The organism is Rhizobium sp. 01T444, assembly GCF_056398305.1.
This window is the reverse complement of sequence record NZ_JBFTPD010000015.1, coordinates 16,503-30,524: the sequence shown is the minus strand read 5'-3', so window position 1 is coordinate 30,524 and position 14,022 is coordinate 16,503. Positions and strand designations below refer to the sequence as shown.

The following is a 14,022-nucleotide window of genomic DNA, read 5'->3' as shown; positions in this document are numbered from 1 at the left end:
ATTAAAATGGGACCCAGGGCTGTTGCCCTGGGTCTTTTGTTATTGATGGATATCAAGCGAAGAGGAAATCGCCGCCGTCGATCGATGCCGGGGAGACACCGTTCAGGAGCGCATAGGTGTGATTGGCTGAGCCATCCCCGAATTCGAGAAGGGCGGAGCCGGCATTGTTGTAGAGATTGATCGTCGTGATCGAGGCACCAAGAACGATCTTGTCGATCCCGTCCTGCCAATCCATGATGATGTCCGTTCCCTGGCCGATATCGAACCAGAACCAATCGTCATCTGCGCCGCCGTAAAGCTGGTCGTTGCCAGCATTACCATACAGGGCATCGTGACCGGCATCGCCGTGAAGTGCGTCCGCGCCCGCACCGCCATCCAGGAGATCCGAGCCGTTACCGCCATAAAGGACGTCCGTCAGCAGCGTGCCAAAAATGTTGTCGTTTCCGTCAAAGCCTTCGATCTGGACGCCATGAACAGTCGTCGACGTCGTCGTATCCTGGATGACATGCCCATAGATCGTGTCATTGCCGTTTGACCCACGGAGCCCCGAAATGCCGATGATGTTGGTGACGTCGCGCAGATCAAGAGTACCGCCTCCGTCGTTGGCATAGATGTATGCCGGCAGGGAGCCTGAATTCACGATATTTTCCACCCCGTCGATCGACGTGATGTTCAAGGCGAGATAGCCGGGATGCCCTGCGTCGCTTTCGCCGAAATTCGTGATGTAGATCGTGTCGATCCCGGTACCGCCGTGGAAGTTTCCGTAGCCTGCGTTCCCGCCCCGGAAGATAAACTGATCATTCCCGTCGTCGCCGTAAAAATCGCCGCCGTAATAACCACTGTAGATCGTGTCGTTACCGATACCGCCATGGATGGAATCGCTGCCGGTCACGAAGGGATCTCCATCTCCGTTGTCACCGTAGATGATGTCGTTGCCAGTACCGCCGTCGATCGTGTCCACACCGCCACCGCCGGCGATCGTATCATCACCCTCGTTGCCGCTGATGATATCGTTTCCCCCTAGACCGAGAATGAGATCACCTGCTGCAGTGCCGTTCAGCACCTCAGAGTTATCGCTTCCTATGATATCCATGTGCTTTCTCCGTTGGTTTGATCTGGCACCTGAGTGCCACTTCCACCGACGCAGTTTCCCTTTTCCGCTCCGGTAAAGGGGCGAAGCGCCGGCATCTCGATGACGGCTGATGGAGCCGCCGATGTCTGGTGTTGTTATTCTTCCCGGAACACGCGGGCTGCGTGGTCTCGAATTGGTTTCACAAGGTAGGACAGGACCGTTCGATCACCCGTGCGGATCGCCGCTTCCACGGGCATGCCGGGCACCAGTGTGAGGTCGGCGACACGTTGCCTTTCCGTCGCAGGAATGCCGACGGCCGTGCGGTAGAATGAAGCGCCGGTCCTTTCATCCGTCTCCAGATCCGCGGAAATACGAATGACCGTCCCCTGCAGCTCCGGCGTTCGATTCCGGTTGAAGGCGGAGAGGCGCAACGTGGCATTCTGCCCGAGCGACAACTGGTCGATGTCCTGGGGCAATATCCGGGTCTCCACCGTCAGCTCAGCCTTGGGAACGATCTGCATCAAGATGTCCCCGGCTTTGACGACGCCGCCGATAGTGTGGATTGCGAGATCATGTACGACCCCGGAAACGGGGGCGGTGATGTCGATCCGCAGCAGTTCGTCTTGCGCCGAGATTTCCTTCTCGACGAGCTCGATCTGGCGGTTCTGCACGTCGCGAAGTTCCTCGGCAACTTCCGCCCGCATGCTCTGGTCAACTTCGAGCTTCTTCAATTCGATCTCGGCGATCCGCCCTTTGGCCGTTGCGCCCTGTGCAATAAGCTGCCCTCTCTCGCCCCTGAGGCGGGCGACTGAACGATCCAGATTGTTGATCCGGTTGAGCGGCACCAGACCCATGTCGTAGAGCTTTCGTGTGCCCTCGATTTCCTTGTCGATCAGAGTAATTTCATCGTCCTTGGCCTGCCGCTGCACATCCAGGCCGGCTATCTGCTCGTTTGCCTGTGCAATCTGTTCGAACAACTGCTGTTTCTGCCCCGTCCGGGAGGTCTTGCGATCATCGAACAGGTGCCGCTCGCTTTGCATCGCATCGTCAGCCGCATTGCCCAACCGCCGGCGAAGAATATCGGGCACCATAACCGTCTCCTGTCCATCGCGTTCGGCCGTCAGGCGCGCTTCACGGGCATAGAGCTGATTGAGATTGCCGCGGATCGCCTCGATGTTTGCACGGGTGGTCGTCGCATCCAGCCTAGCCAATACGTCACCCTTGCTGACCTGCTGTCCCTCCTCGACCAGCAGTTCGGCAATGACCCCGCCAGTCGGATGCTGCACCGATTTCGCCTTGCCTTCGACCGTAAGCTGCCCGGAAGCCAGAACCGCCCCCGATAGTTCAGTGGTCGAAGCCCAGCCGCCGAACCCGACACAGACCAGCATGATGGCAGTGGTTCCAGCAATCAGGTGACGCCCTAGCGACCTGCGAAAAGACAATTCCCGGCCCATGCTCATGGCTGCGATCCCTCGCCCTCAATCACTGTCAATGCTGGTTGCGGCGCCGTCCGCATCGTACGCTGCTGAACCGGAGACATCTGTTTCAGGACCGCGTCCTTTGGACCGAAAGCCTTGATGTGTCCGTTTTCCATGATCATCAGATGGTCGAGCAGCGAAAGAACACTGTTTCTGTGGGCAACGATCACAACGATTCCGCCACGTTGCTTGATATCCGCGATGGCCGCCGCCAGCGCTCTGTCACCATCGATATCGAGATTGGCATTCGGCTCGTCCAGGACGACCGCGAAGGGATCGCCGTAGAGCGCGCGCGCCAGAGCCACGCGCTGACGCTGGCCCGCCGAGAGGTTTGCGCCGCCATCACCGACCTCGGTTTGATAACCCTTCGGAAAGGCAACAATCATTTCATGAATACCTGCCGCCTTGGCGGCCGACACGATCCTGGAGTCGTCGGCGAGCGGATCCAGACGCGCTATGTTTTCGGCAATCGTTCCAGGCAGAAGATCTGATGTCTGCGGCATGTAGCCGATATGGCGTCCGCGCTCGGCGAGATCCCATTGATCGAGCGTCGCCCCGTCCAAACGGACCTCTCCGCGGCTCGGCTTCCAGGCACCTACCAGCGCACGCACAAGTGAGGACTTGCCCGAGGCGCTGGGTCCTATCACCCCCACGACAGAACCGGCATCGATTCGGAAGCTGACATTTTGAACGACGAAGCGCCGCTCGCCGGGAGGATTGACCGAGAGCCGTTCAACGGTCAGCGATTTTTGCGGGGCGGGGAGAGCTGTCTTAGGCCCTTCTTCCGGAGAAAGGGTGAAGAGCTCTTTCAGGCGTTGCCATCCTTGGCGGGCCGCCAGGAGATTGCGCCAGCTCGCAATCAATTGTTCCGCCGGCGAAAGCGCCCGCCCGACCAGAACATTGCTTGCGAGGATCATGCCGCCAGTGAGATCGCCGGTGACCACGAGCCAAGCTCCGAGCGCCAGCGTTCCCGATTGTACCATCATCCGGATCATTTTCGAAATGCCGGCCAATGTCCCGGCGATATCGGAAATACGGCCCTGAAGATCGATGTATCTGGCCTGCGCCTCGTCCCAGAGTTTGGCCGCCCGTCCTCCCATTCCCATGGCCACGAGCACCTCGTTGTTGCGGTACGTCGCCTCGCCGAGCCGGTTCCGCGCCATCAACGCAGCGGAGGATTGACGCGCCAGCCGCCTCGTCAGGAAATCGGTCAACAACGTCATCGATGTCAGCAGCAGCATTGCCACAGCGGCGACTGCGCCGATCAATGGATGAACGAAGAAGCAGACGATCAGGTAGACGGGCAACCATGGCAAATCGAATAGAGCGGCAGGTCCGCCGCTCGTCAAATATGCGCGGATCTGCTCCAGATCCTGGGCCGGTTTCAGTACGTCGCCCGTTGCCCGCATCTGCAGGCCTGCACTGGAAATCGCATTGAATACACGCTCTGAGAGCGTTGCGTCGAGCGTGGCCGCTATTCGTGTCATCATCCGGCCGCGAATGACGTCAAGCGTCCCGGAGAAGACATAGAGGCCGACGATCAGAAGCAGGAGCGCTATCAGCGTGGGAATGCTTTTGCTTGGGATAACGCGGTCATAGACCTCGATCATGAAGATTGGAGAGGCCAAGGCAAGGAGATTGAGGAAACAGGAAAAGATAAAAACGCCCGCAACGACAGGGGCTAGTCCAGAGCCGAAAAACCTTTGCTTTCCCATATGCATCCTGCCCTCCACCTCGCACAACGGCGCCCGCGAGGGATAACCTATGAGGGAAATCGACAAGGAGGCAATATATGCAAAGTGGTGTAGGGAGGTACCGAGGTGTCTGATCTTGCTGGAGAAAATTTGAATTTATGGAATTTTCGACCTGGCAATAATTGGAATGAAATTATCGGATTTGCTGCAGATGGAATTTCTATACCAAGAACCTTCATAAACTGCCTTTTCAGTGGAATTCAATACCAACTCCATGCATTAGCGACGCATCAAATTCCAGAATGGTATCAGGTGCCCGGCTCTATCCGACAATCATCGCTGACCAGACATCGGAGAGTGGATTTCCTTGAAGAACTTGAGTGACGAAACCGAAGAGGATCACTCGCGCTGCTTTATTGATAATGCCAAGCTCCAGCGCCTTGCCGACGGCCTCGGGCAGCGAATGGCAGTCCAGCCGTTCCTGTGCATGACGCAGATGCATTCTCACCGTATGCACGGAAAGCCCGAGGAACTTTCCGATCAAAGTCGGCTTGTGTCCATTCAAAACAAGTTCCAGGCACTCACGGCCTCTTTCAGTGAGTACCCCGCCGATCTGCCCCGTTTGCTCCAGGCGCAGAACGTGGAAATGAATATGCTGGCCAAACAGCATCATGTCGGCTTCGGACCGTCGTCTCAGCGCCTTCCAATCCTGATCGCTCATACCGTCGCTAATGAACGAAAACAGCCCTGGCGGACGATTTGCCGGGGATATGGGAATCGTCAGGCCGCGGTCGCCGATGTTGAACCGCTTCATCTCCTGAAAATAGTGACGGGCGGACTTCGACCGCCGGTCGACAAGATCCCAGTCCAGTGGAAGAGGCGCCTGCCACGCCGACTTGACGATTGGATCGATGCTTATGAGATCTTGTGTCTCGTACTGTTTAAACCACTCAGGATCGCTGGTGGAAATCACAGTTTTGGAAGACACCTTACCCGCTTCAGTCCTTCTCAGGGAACGATAGGTTATGTTCGCAAACCCGTATGCATCTCGCATTTTATGAATGGCGGTTGCAATATCGTCGATTGAATAGGCGCTCGCCAAGGTATCGAGGCTGTCCTCAAGAAATTGCTCGTTTGCCATACTCGCCCCCCCTTCAACGAACATCGATCATTGAAGAAGGCGCAATGTTTGTGCAACTCTAAATTATAGCGGATTGCGGAGTATGACTAAATATCTACCATAGAACGAATTCCTTGCTCTGAGGCAGAAACGAATGCTTAAGCCGGCTCCGCAATGCACCTGCGGAGCCATTCCGGAAATCGCACTCAGACGCAGGGACGTTAGCGGATGCTGAACGGGAAATATTTCGCGTTGATCGTGTCGTAGGTGTCGCCGTCCTGGATTTCTGCAAGCGCGGCATTGAGCTTGTCCAGCAGCGGCTTGTCGGTCGGGCGCACGGCGATGCCGGCTCCGTCACCGAAATATTCGGTGTTCTTGATATCCTCGCCCTTGAATTCGCAGCAGCCGCCCGCCTTGGTGTTTGCGAGCCAGTCGTAGACCGCGAGCTTGTCTTCCAGGATGATATCGACCTTGCCCTCGGCAAGCCCCTTGTAAAGATCCGGCGATGCATGGAACACGGTCGTCGGGACACCGCTGTAGAATTTCTTGGCGTAGGATTCCTGGGAGGTTGCCGCCGTCACGCCGAGCCGCAGTTTCTTCAGATCATCGGATGACGTGCTGGCAATGTCGTCGTTTTTGCGCGCGATGAAGACCGTCGGGCTGTCATAGTATTTCTGGGTGAAGGCAACCTTTTCTCGCCGCTCCGCGCTCATCGACATCGACGAGATGATCGCGTCATATTTGTTGTCGAGCAGGTTCGGGATCATCGCCGTCCATTCCTGGATGACAAATTCGCACTTCAATTTCGCGGTCTCGCAAAGAGCCTTGGCGATATCCACGTCGAATCCCTGAAGCTGATTATTGGAATCGACATAGTTGAACGGCGGAAATGCGCCCTCGACGGCTATGCGGATGCTGTCGTTTTCGGCAGCCCGGACAATAGCAGGCTCAAAAATACTGACCGCAACAACGGCCGCACAGGCAAATGCGAAGAACTTCGAACGATAGAGAGATCCTAATCGCAACATATCAATCACCTTGATGTAGAGCTCGATCGCCAACCTTGCATCGGCAAGCGTTGCGCAATGAGCAGCCAATCACAAAACGATTAAAAAGCTCATCATTTTGGGCCATTAATTTTGATGCTGCTTGAAAAGCATTTTGTAAACAATCGCGGTCAGTATCAGGGCGCTCGGGAGAAGACTGCGTGCCTGCTGATCCGTCTTTAAGATTATTCGCTCACAGAGCGACCTGGACTTCGTCCGGGTCGATACTGGTGCTGCTTGCTATCAGCGGCCTGGCAATTCTTGGCCTGGTGTTCCTGGCTGCCATCTGGGCCGGGAGGGAAAGCGACGCAGCCGCCCTCGATCGGCAGCGCCAACTCGTCAACAGCCGCCTCCTGGATCAGGTCCAGCGCGTATCGCAAGACATCCAGCTGATGGGCGCAGGTTATGCTTCGCTGCTGGTGGCGGATTCGGCAACCGACGGCGGCAAGAGCGAGCACGCAGGCGCGACATCTGCCGCAACGTTCGGCAAGATCGCGACAACCGTATTCGGCTACAACGCAGCATTCCTCGTGACCCCGGCAGGCGAGCTTGCCCTACAGTCCGATCCCGAGACAAAGCGCCGCTTCAAATGGGTGCGCCCGCTGCTTCAGCCGATGATCCAGGAGCTGGAAGCAGCGCATCACGCCGCGCCGCGGGGGCCGAGCTCCGATCCGGAACCCAGCCGGGTGGAGTTGATGCGGCTTGAGGGCCGCCCTTCGGTCGCCGGTGTCGTTTCGGTCACGGGTTCTTCGAAATTGGATCAGCAGGAAGGAAATGACGGCAACAGGCTCTACCTCGTGGCTTTCCGCTTCCTCGACGGTGTCACGCTCGATACGCTGAGCCGCGAACAGGGCTTGGCCGGCGCTCGCTATGCCCGCACCGCGGACCAGGAGCAGAATGAAGTTGCGTTCGAAATCGAGGCAACGGCATCAGGCGACCCCATCGGTTTCATCATCTGGAGGCCGGATCTGCCGGGCTCACGCGTCATCGGCCGGCTTGTTCCCGTGCTCTCCGTGGCCGGCCTTGTCATCGCAGGCCTCTTCTTCGCCCTGATGGGCCGTTTGCGCGGCAGCCTCAGAGAACTCAGCGCCAGCGAACATCATGCGCGGCATCTTTCGCTGCACGACGTATTGACGGGCCTGCCGAACCGGGCGCTCTTTGCAGCACGTTTCGAGCAATGCCTTGCGGCCATGAAATCACCCGGCGAGCTCGCCGTCCTTGCCCTTGTCGATCTCGACAAATTCAAGGAAGTGAACGACATTCATGGGCATGCCGCCGGTGACGAGCTGCTGCGCGACGCCGTCGACAGGATGAATGCCCTGATCGAACGAGGCGACACGCTTGCAAGGCTCGGCGGCGATGAATTCGCCCTGCTTCTTCCCGATGTCAGAGCGGGCGACGATAGCTACATCCTCCTCTGCAACGCCATTATCGAGGCCCTGAGCAAGCCGTTCCAGCTTCGTGGCGGCGACGTGGTCGTTCGCATCGGATGCTCGATCGGCATCGCTGCCTTTCATGACGCGGCCCAGGCAACGAGCGAGATTTTGCGGCGTGCGGACGTCGCCCTTTATGAAGCAAAGACCAACGGGCGCGGCCGCCTGATTGAATATGATCCTTCGCTGGATCACCGGGTCGAGGCACGGGAAAATCTCAAGAACGATCTTCGCCTCGTGCTGGAAGGTCACACGCATCTCCCTGATAGCGTGGAGAATGCGCATTCAGATGATCCGGGCCATCTGGAGGTCTTCTTTCAGGGCGTGCATCGTGCTGACGCGCATGGGAAACTTTCGGGTGCAGAGGCCCTGGTTCGGTGGCGCCACCCCACCCAGGGATTGCTGTCACCGGACAAATTCATCCCGATCGCCGAGGAAGCCGGCATGATCGACCAGCTCGGCGGGTGGGTGCTGAGGAATGCGGCAAAGGCAGCCGCAAGCTGGCCGGCCGACATGTCGGTCGCCGTCAACGTCTCGCCCTCGCAAATCCGGCATCGGGACTTCGACCGCCACGTGCTCTCAATCCTGGCGGAAACTGGCCTGCCGCCATCGCGCCTCGAGCTGGAACTGACGGAAGCCGCCCTCTTCAACATCGACGAGATCGCGCAAGGCACACTCGGCAGGCTTCGGTCCCAGGGGATCAGGATTGCGCTCGACGATTTCGGCACCGGCTTCTCTTCGCTCAGTCACCTCATTCAGTTCAACATCGACCGCATCAAGATCGACCGGTCCTTCGTGCGGTTGCTGGGAACACAGGCCGAGGGCGCCGCCATCGTTTCGGCGATCCTGGGCTTGAGCCGCACGCTTGGAAAGGCGACAACGGCGGAGGGCGTCGAGACGAAGGGGCAGAGAGACTTTCTCGTCGCTGCCGGCTGCAACGACTTGCAGGGCTTCCTGTTCTCGCGCCCCCTGCCTCCGGCTGACTTCCTGGCCTCATTGCCATCTGCCGAAACCATGCGGCCACAGTCGGTTGCCGCATCCTCCCCGCGCGGCTGATCGTCCACCTGGACGGGCCGCTCTCACGGCCCTTTGCCTATCATCCAGACAAGGTAAGGCGCGCCGGCGAAGGCCGCAAAGAGGCCGAGCGGCAGCTCATAGGGAAAAGTGACGGTGCGGGCGCCGAGATCGGCGATCACCATCAGCACGGCGCCGATGACGGCGGAGGCGAGCAGCCTGCTGCCGGCCTTTTCGAAGCCAGCACGGTGGGCGATGTGCGGGGCCATCAGGCCGACAAAGCTCAAGGGGCCGACAAGCAGCGAGGCTGCAGCGGTCGCAATGCCTGACGTCAGCACCATCAGCATGCGGGCACCGACAAGCGGCAAGCCGAGCGCAAGCGCCGTCGGCGCGCCGAGTGGCAGGATCGTCAGCCATCGCGTGAAGATCAGGCCGACGATCAGGATGACAACGGTGAGGCCGGCGAGGAACGCAGCCGTATCCGGCGTGGCCGCCGCAGCCGAGCCGCCGAGCCAGGCGAGGATCTGCCAGGCGCGCTGATCGCCGACAGCAAGAAGCGCGCTCAGGATCGCCGACGAAAAGGCGCTGACGGAAATGCCTGCGAGCAGCAGGCGTTCGGGCGGCAGATGCCGGCGGGCGGCAAAGAGTGCCACGATGACAAGCACAACGATTGCACTGCCGCCGGCGCCAAGAAAGAGGGCAGGCGCGCCGGCATTGGCGGAGAAGCTCAAGGCGACGGCATAACCGACGCCGGCCCCGCCGCTGACACCCAGCACCTCGGGGCTTGCCATCGGATTGCCGGTCAGGCGCTGCAGCATGGTGCCCGCCATGGCGAGCAGCCCGCCGGCAGCAGCCGATGCCACCAGGCGCGGCCAGCGGGCGGGGAAGAGTTCCCAGAAGAGATCGCCACTCAGCAGCGTCCATCCGTCCGGCAGGCGCGCAACGCAGAGGGCCGCCCAGGCAAGCGGCAGCAGCAGACAGGAGATGAGGACGAGGCGCGACAGCGGCGCGCGGGAAACGACGACGCTATCGGGCGGCTGTGGCGGCTCGACGGCGCGCACCTGCGGCAGCAGCCAGAGCAGCAGCGGCCCGCCGATCAAGGCCGTCACCGATCCCGTCGGGAAGGTCTCACCGGCCGAGGAGGCAACGAGCTGGACGACGCCATCGCAAAACCAGAGCAACAACCCACCGGCAACAGGCGAGAGCAACAGGATGCTGCGCGTCGTGCGGATACCGAGCAGGCGCACCAACGCCGGAGCGGCGAGACCGACGAAGCTGACGAGACCGACGGCGGCGGCAACGCCGGCACTCAGCGCCACGGCAAGGCTTGCAACGGCAATGCGTGTGCCGGCGAGTGCGACGCCCAGCGAGCGAGCGCTGCTGTCGCCGAGGCCGAGCAGGGTAAGCGGGCGCAGCAACAGGAGGGTGATGGCGAGGCCGAGCAGCAGTTCCAGGCCGAGGCTTACGGTCGCCGACCAGTCCTGCTGGCTGAGCGAGCCGCCGTTCCAGGTGACTAACGACATCAGATATTCGCCCTGCGAGAGCGTCATCGCCGCCGACAGCGCGCTGCAGGTAATGCCGACGAGAAGGCCTGAGATCGTCATGGTGATGGGCTCGAAGCTGCGCCGCCAACCGAGCAGGAAGACGAGAGCCGTTGCCACGGCCGCACCGGCAAGCGCAACAAGCCCGCGGTAGCCATCGAGCACCTCGGGAAAGAACAGCGTGGCAGCGACGATCGCAAGCTGTGCGCCGGAGGAGACGCCCAGCGTCGAGGGATCGGCGATCGGGTTGCGCAGGAGGCGCTGTAAGAGGGCGCCGGCAAGCCCGAGGGCCGCACCGGCCAGAATCGCGACCGCGCTGCGCGGCAGGACAGCGTAGGCGAAAATGATCTGCTGCGTCGTCATCTGCCCGGCATCGAAGGGCAAGGACGGCCAGTCGGCAAAAGGCAGATGGCTGAGTGCCGCCCACAGGAAGAGGCCGGCCGAGGCGACAAGGGCGAGAAACGCGGCGGCGAGTGCGGCGGGTCTCATCACGGCCTTTCCCCTGACGACAGTATTGCCGCCTTGAAAAGCCGCGTGAAGCGGGCGGCCGCCGAGATGCCGCCATAGGGATTGATATTGCCGAGCATCAGCACGCGGCCGGAGCGCACCGGCCGCAGCGATTGCCAGATCATGCTGTTCTTCAGGCCGTTGCGGGCTTCGACCGGGATATCGGAGATGATGACGATGCGCGCCTCCGGCTCTGCGGCGAGGTTTTCGATCGGCACGGGTGCTGCGAACGTATAGCGGGAGCGGTCTGTCCAGGCATTCGGCAGGTCAAGGCGGGACAGGACATCGCCGAACATGCTGTCGGCGCCGAAGACGCGGACATGCCTGCTATCGCCGATATTGACGAGATAGGTCGGGCGCGCGGCAAATCCCTGCAGGCTGAGGCGCGCCTCCTCGACAAGGGCTGACTGTTCAGCCACGACTTCGCGGCCGCGCTCTTCGAGGCCAAGCTCCTTTGCGAGTGCCGAAACGGCATCGACCGCCTTCTGATAGGGCGGCTCGCCCCTGTTATAGAAGGGCAGTGACAGGACAGGCGCAATCGCCCGAAAGCTCGCTTCGAACCTGACATAGAAGGGCGAAATCAGGATGAGGTCCGGGCGCAGCAGGCGCAGGAGTTCGAGGTTCGGCGATCCACGCAGGCCGAGATCGGCAACGCTCTCGTCCAGCACGGGCTCGACTGCATCCTTGCGGAACTGCACGAGCTCGGTCGCGGCAACTGGCATAATTCCGAGTGCCACCAGCGTTTCCAGCATGGCCCAGTCGATTGCCGCGATGCGCTTTGGCGGGGATTGGAGCGCCTCCGCAAGGGCTTTGCCGGGAATGGCGAAAGCCGCCAGCAGTGCAAGTGCCTGCCGACGGCTGATGCCCCGTCCATATACGTCTTGAAATTCACTCACCATTGAAAGGTCAGCTTGCCCATCACCGTTCTGCCATCGCCATAGGTGCAGCCGAAGGAGCTGCAGCTTGCAACATAATCCTTGTCGGCAAGGTTCTTGAAGTTCAGCGAGGCGGTCACATTGTCCTTCTTGTAATGCACTGCTGCATCGAAGAGGGTCACCGCGTCAAGATCGAGCGAGTTCTTGGTATCGCCGTAGCGCTGGCCGACATAACGCACGCCGCCGCCGAGACCGAAGCCTTCGAGCGCGGTATCCTCGGGGAAGGTGTAGTCGAGCCAGAGGCTGGCCGCGTGCTCCGGCACGTTGTCCGGGCGCTTGCCATCGTCGACACCGCCGACGATTTCGGCCTGCATGTAAGTGTAGGCGGCGCGCAGATCGAGGCCGTCGGTGAGGCTGGTGACGCCTTCGAGTTCGATGCCCTTGACCGCAACCTCGCCGATCTGACCGGTTCTCGTCGTGCCATCCGGCAGAGCGTAGGTCGCCAGTACGTTCTCCTGCTTCAGGTCGTAGGCGGCGACGGTGAAGAAGCCGTTCCAGCCCTCCGGCTGATATTTGACGCCCACCTCCACCTGCTCGCCCGTCGTCGGCTGGAGAATACCGCTCGTCGTGGAAACTGGCACCGGCTCGAAGGAGGTGGCGTAGCTGACATAGGGGGCGATGCCGTTGTCGAAGACATAGCTGAGGCCGGCCCGGCCGGTGAGCTTGTGATCGTCCTGATCGACAGGACGCGAAATGCCCGTCAGCCGGTTCGTCGATGTCCCATCGGTACTGGCCCAGTCCTGCCGAAGGGCTGCCGTTGCGCGCCAGTTCTCATAGGCAAGCTCGTCTTGCACGTAGAGGCCGACCTGCGTCATCTGGGAATCGACATAGGTGCTGACCGTCGGGGCGATCAGCCTGACTGAGCCATAGACCGGATTGAAGGCATCGAGCGACGTGGCGCGCCAAAACTGCGTGCCGACATTGTTGCTGTAATAGCGATAGTCGAGACCAAACAGCATCTTGTGCTGGATCTCGCCGGTGTCGAATTCCGCAAGCAGGTTATTGTCGACGTTGAACGTATTAAGCAGCTCATCCTGGATGGTGGCGTTGCGGTTGATCGTCCGGCCGCCGGTAAGGCCGATCGTCGACATGCCGAGTGCCGTATAATTCCAGTCGAAATTCTGATAGCGCAGGTTCTGGCGGAAGGTCCAGGTATCGTTCAGGCGATGTTCCAGCTCATAGCCGAGATTGGTCAACGTCCGGTCGGACGTATCGAAACTCTTGTCGCCGACGAAGAAATCCCGCGACAGGCGGTTGGCGCCCGTCGCATTGAGAGTGAGTGAAGGCGGCAGGCCGGATGGCGTGCTCGGATTGTCGTGCTGGATGCTGGTTAGGATCGTCAGCTTGGTGTCTTCGTCCGGCTGCCAGGTGAGCGCCGGAGCGATGAAGTAGCGGTCATTGTCCAGTTCGTCGACCTGCGCCGAAGCCGTCCTTGCAAGCCCCGTCAGACGATAGGCGAAATCGGAATTGCCGGGAATGATGTCGCCGAAATCGAAATAGGTGCCGTAGGTGTCGTAACTGCCGGCCTGAATGCCGACTTCGCCGAAGCGTTCGAAGACCGGCCGCTTGCTGATGAGATTGATCATGCCGCCGGGATTGCCCTGGCCATACATGACAGAAGCCGGGCCGCGCAGCACTTCGATACGCTCGAGCTGATAGGGGTCGACCGCGGGCGCGCCTGCCGTGCGCATCATGCGCAACCCGTTCAGGAACTGCGCCTGGCGGCTGTCGAAACCGCGGATACGCGGCGAGTCGAAACGTGGGTCGGCGCCGTAGGGCTCGCCGACGACACCGGGCACGTAATCGAGCGCCTGGCCGACGGTTTCGGCGTCCTGCGACTTCAGCTGGTCGGCCGTCAGCACCGAGATCGATTGCTGGGTTTCGATGAGCGGCGTGCCGGTCTTGGTCGCCGTAGCACTCGTCCTCGCAACGAAGCCCTGTACCGGCGCCGTCGGGTCCTCGTCCTTGGAGCCGCTGATGACGATCGGGGCGAGCGTCGTCGGATTGGCCTCTTGCGCGGTCGCCGGAAACAGCGGCGCCAGAAGCACGCTTGCCAGCGCTGTGGTCGAAGCAAATTTGAGGAGGTGAAGGGAACCAGTCATTGGGGGCTCGTTATATGCCGTAAAACTGGATTTTTCTAATCATGTTATTTTTCGAAGGTCCAATAAACACGGCTCGAATT

The 14,022-nt window shown here is 60.3% G+C and carries 9 protein-coding genes; 1 reads left to right on the top strand and 8 read right to left on the bottom strand.

Going from position 1 to position 14,022, the window contains the following annotated elements; all coding sequences use genetic code 11:
• Positions 1-52: 52 nt before the first annotated feature.
• From AC1DTN_RS20185 to AC1DTN_RS20165, 5 genes are all read right to left on the bottom strand, one after another.
• Positions 53-1,093 carry a calcium-binding protein gene (locus tag AC1DTN_RS20185; RefSeq protein WP_477922329.1) on the bottom strand — a complete coding sequence of 347 codons (1,041 nt, stop codon included), beginning with the start codon at positions 1,091-1,093 and terminating at the stop codon, positions 53-55.
• 134 nt (positions 1,094-1,227) lie between these two features.
• Positions 1,228-2,532, bottom strand: coding sequence for an HlyD family type I secretion periplasmic adaptor subunit (locus AC1DTN_RS20180; protein ID WP_477922327.1), 1,305 nt, complete (start codon positions 2,530-2,532; stop codon positions 1,228-1,230).
• Positions 2,529-4,271 (bottom strand): type I secretion system permease/ATPase, encoded by a 1,743-nt coding sequence (locus tag AC1DTN_RS20175; protein WP_477922325.1) that lies wholly within the window; start codon positions 4,269-4,271, stop codon positions 2,529-2,531. The genes AC1DTN_RS20180 and AC1DTN_RS20175 overlap by 4 nt, the downstream gene beginning before the upstream one ends.
• A gap of 295 nt (positions 4,272-4,566) precedes the next feature.
• The gene (locus tag AC1DTN_RS20170; RefSeq protein WP_477922323.1) at positions 4,567-5,385 is read right to left on the bottom strand and encodes a helix-turn-helix transcriptional regulator; all 819 of its coding nucleotides are present in this window, start codon (positions 5,383-5,385) and stop codon (positions 4,567-4,569) included.
• A gap of 200 nt (positions 5,386-5,585) precedes the next feature.
• Positions 5,586-6,392, bottom strand: a complete 807-nt coding sequence (locus AC1DTN_RS20165; RefSeq protein WP_477922321.1) for a transporter substrate-binding domain-containing protein — start codon at positions 6,390-6,392, stop codon at positions 5,586-5,588.
• Positions 6,393-6,640: 248 nt separating this feature from the next.
• On the opposite strand from AC1DTN_RS20165, the gene AC1DTN_RS20160 reads away from it, so the two are divergent.
• Positions 6,641-8,899 carry a putative bifunctional diguanylate cyclase/phosphodiesterase gene (locus AC1DTN_RS20160; RefSeq protein WP_477922319.1) on the top strand — a complete coding sequence of 753 codons (2,259 nt, stop codon included), beginning with the start codon at positions 6,641-6,643 and terminating at the stop codon, positions 8,897-8,899.
• 23 nt (positions 8,900-8,922) lie between these two features.
• Here AC1DTN_RS20160 and fhuB read toward each other — a convergent pair whose 3' ends face one another.
• From fhuB to AC1DTN_RS20145, 3 genes are read right to left on the bottom strand one after another with little or no spacing between them, the layout of a single operon-like run.
• Complete coding sequence (gene fhuB, locus AC1DTN_RS20155) at positions 8,923-10,887, bottom strand: Fe(3+)-hydroxamate ABC transporter permease FhuB (RefSeq protein ID WP_477922416.1); 1,965 nt, start codon at positions 10,885-10,887, stop codon at positions 8,923-8,925.
• The gene (locus AC1DTN_RS20150) at positions 10,887-11,804 is read right to left on the bottom strand and encodes an iron-siderophore ABC transporter substrate-binding protein (protein ID WP_477922317.1); all 918 of its coding nucleotides are present in this window, start codon (positions 11,802-11,804) and stop codon (positions 10,887-10,889) included. The genes fhuB and AC1DTN_RS20150 overlap by 1 nt, the downstream gene beginning before the upstream one ends.
• A complete protein-coding gene (locus AC1DTN_RS20145) occupies positions 11,798-13,942 on the bottom strand; it encodes a TonB-dependent siderophore receptor (RefSeq protein ID WP_477922315.1) in 2,145 nt (714 codons plus the stop codon). The genes AC1DTN_RS20150 and AC1DTN_RS20145 overlap by 7 nt, the downstream gene beginning before the upstream one ends.
• Between the last annotated feature and the right edge of the window lie 80 nt (positions 13,943-14,022).

Bases quoted from the DNA above. Each gene is read 5' to 3' on its own strand.
- AC1DTN_RS20145 (WP_477922315.1), bottom strand. From the start codon at position 13,942: ATGACTGGTTCCCTTCACCTCCTCAAATTTGCTTCGACCACAGCGCTG.
- fhuB (WP_477922416.1), bottom strand. From the start codon at position 10,887: ATGAGACCCGCCGCACTCGCCGCCGCGTTTCTCGCCCTTGTCGCCTCG.
- AC1DTN_RS20180 (WP_477922327.1), bottom strand. From the start codon at position 2,532: ATGAGCATGGGCCGGGAATTGTCTTTTCGCAGGTCGCTAGGGCGTCAC.
- AC1DTN_RS20150 (WP_477922317.1), bottom strand. From the start codon at position 11,804: ATGGTGAGTGAATTTCAAGACGTATATGGACGGGGCATCAGCCGTCGG.
- AC1DTN_RS20170 (WP_477922323.1), bottom strand. From the start codon at position 5,385: ATGGCAAACGAGCAATTTCTTGAGGACAGCCTCGATACCTTGGCGAGC.
- AC1DTN_RS20175 (WP_477922325.1), bottom strand. From the start codon at position 4,271: ATGCATATGGGAAAGCAAAGGTTTTTCGGCTCTGGACTAGCCCCTGTC.
- AC1DTN_RS20185 (WP_477922329.1), bottom strand. From the start codon at position 1,093: ATGGATATCATAGGAAGCGATAACTCTGAGGTGCTGAACGGCACTGCA.
- AC1DTN_RS20165 (WP_477922321.1), bottom strand. From the start codon at position 6,392: ATGTTGCGATTAGGATCTCTCTATCGTTCGAAGTTCTTCGCATTTGCC.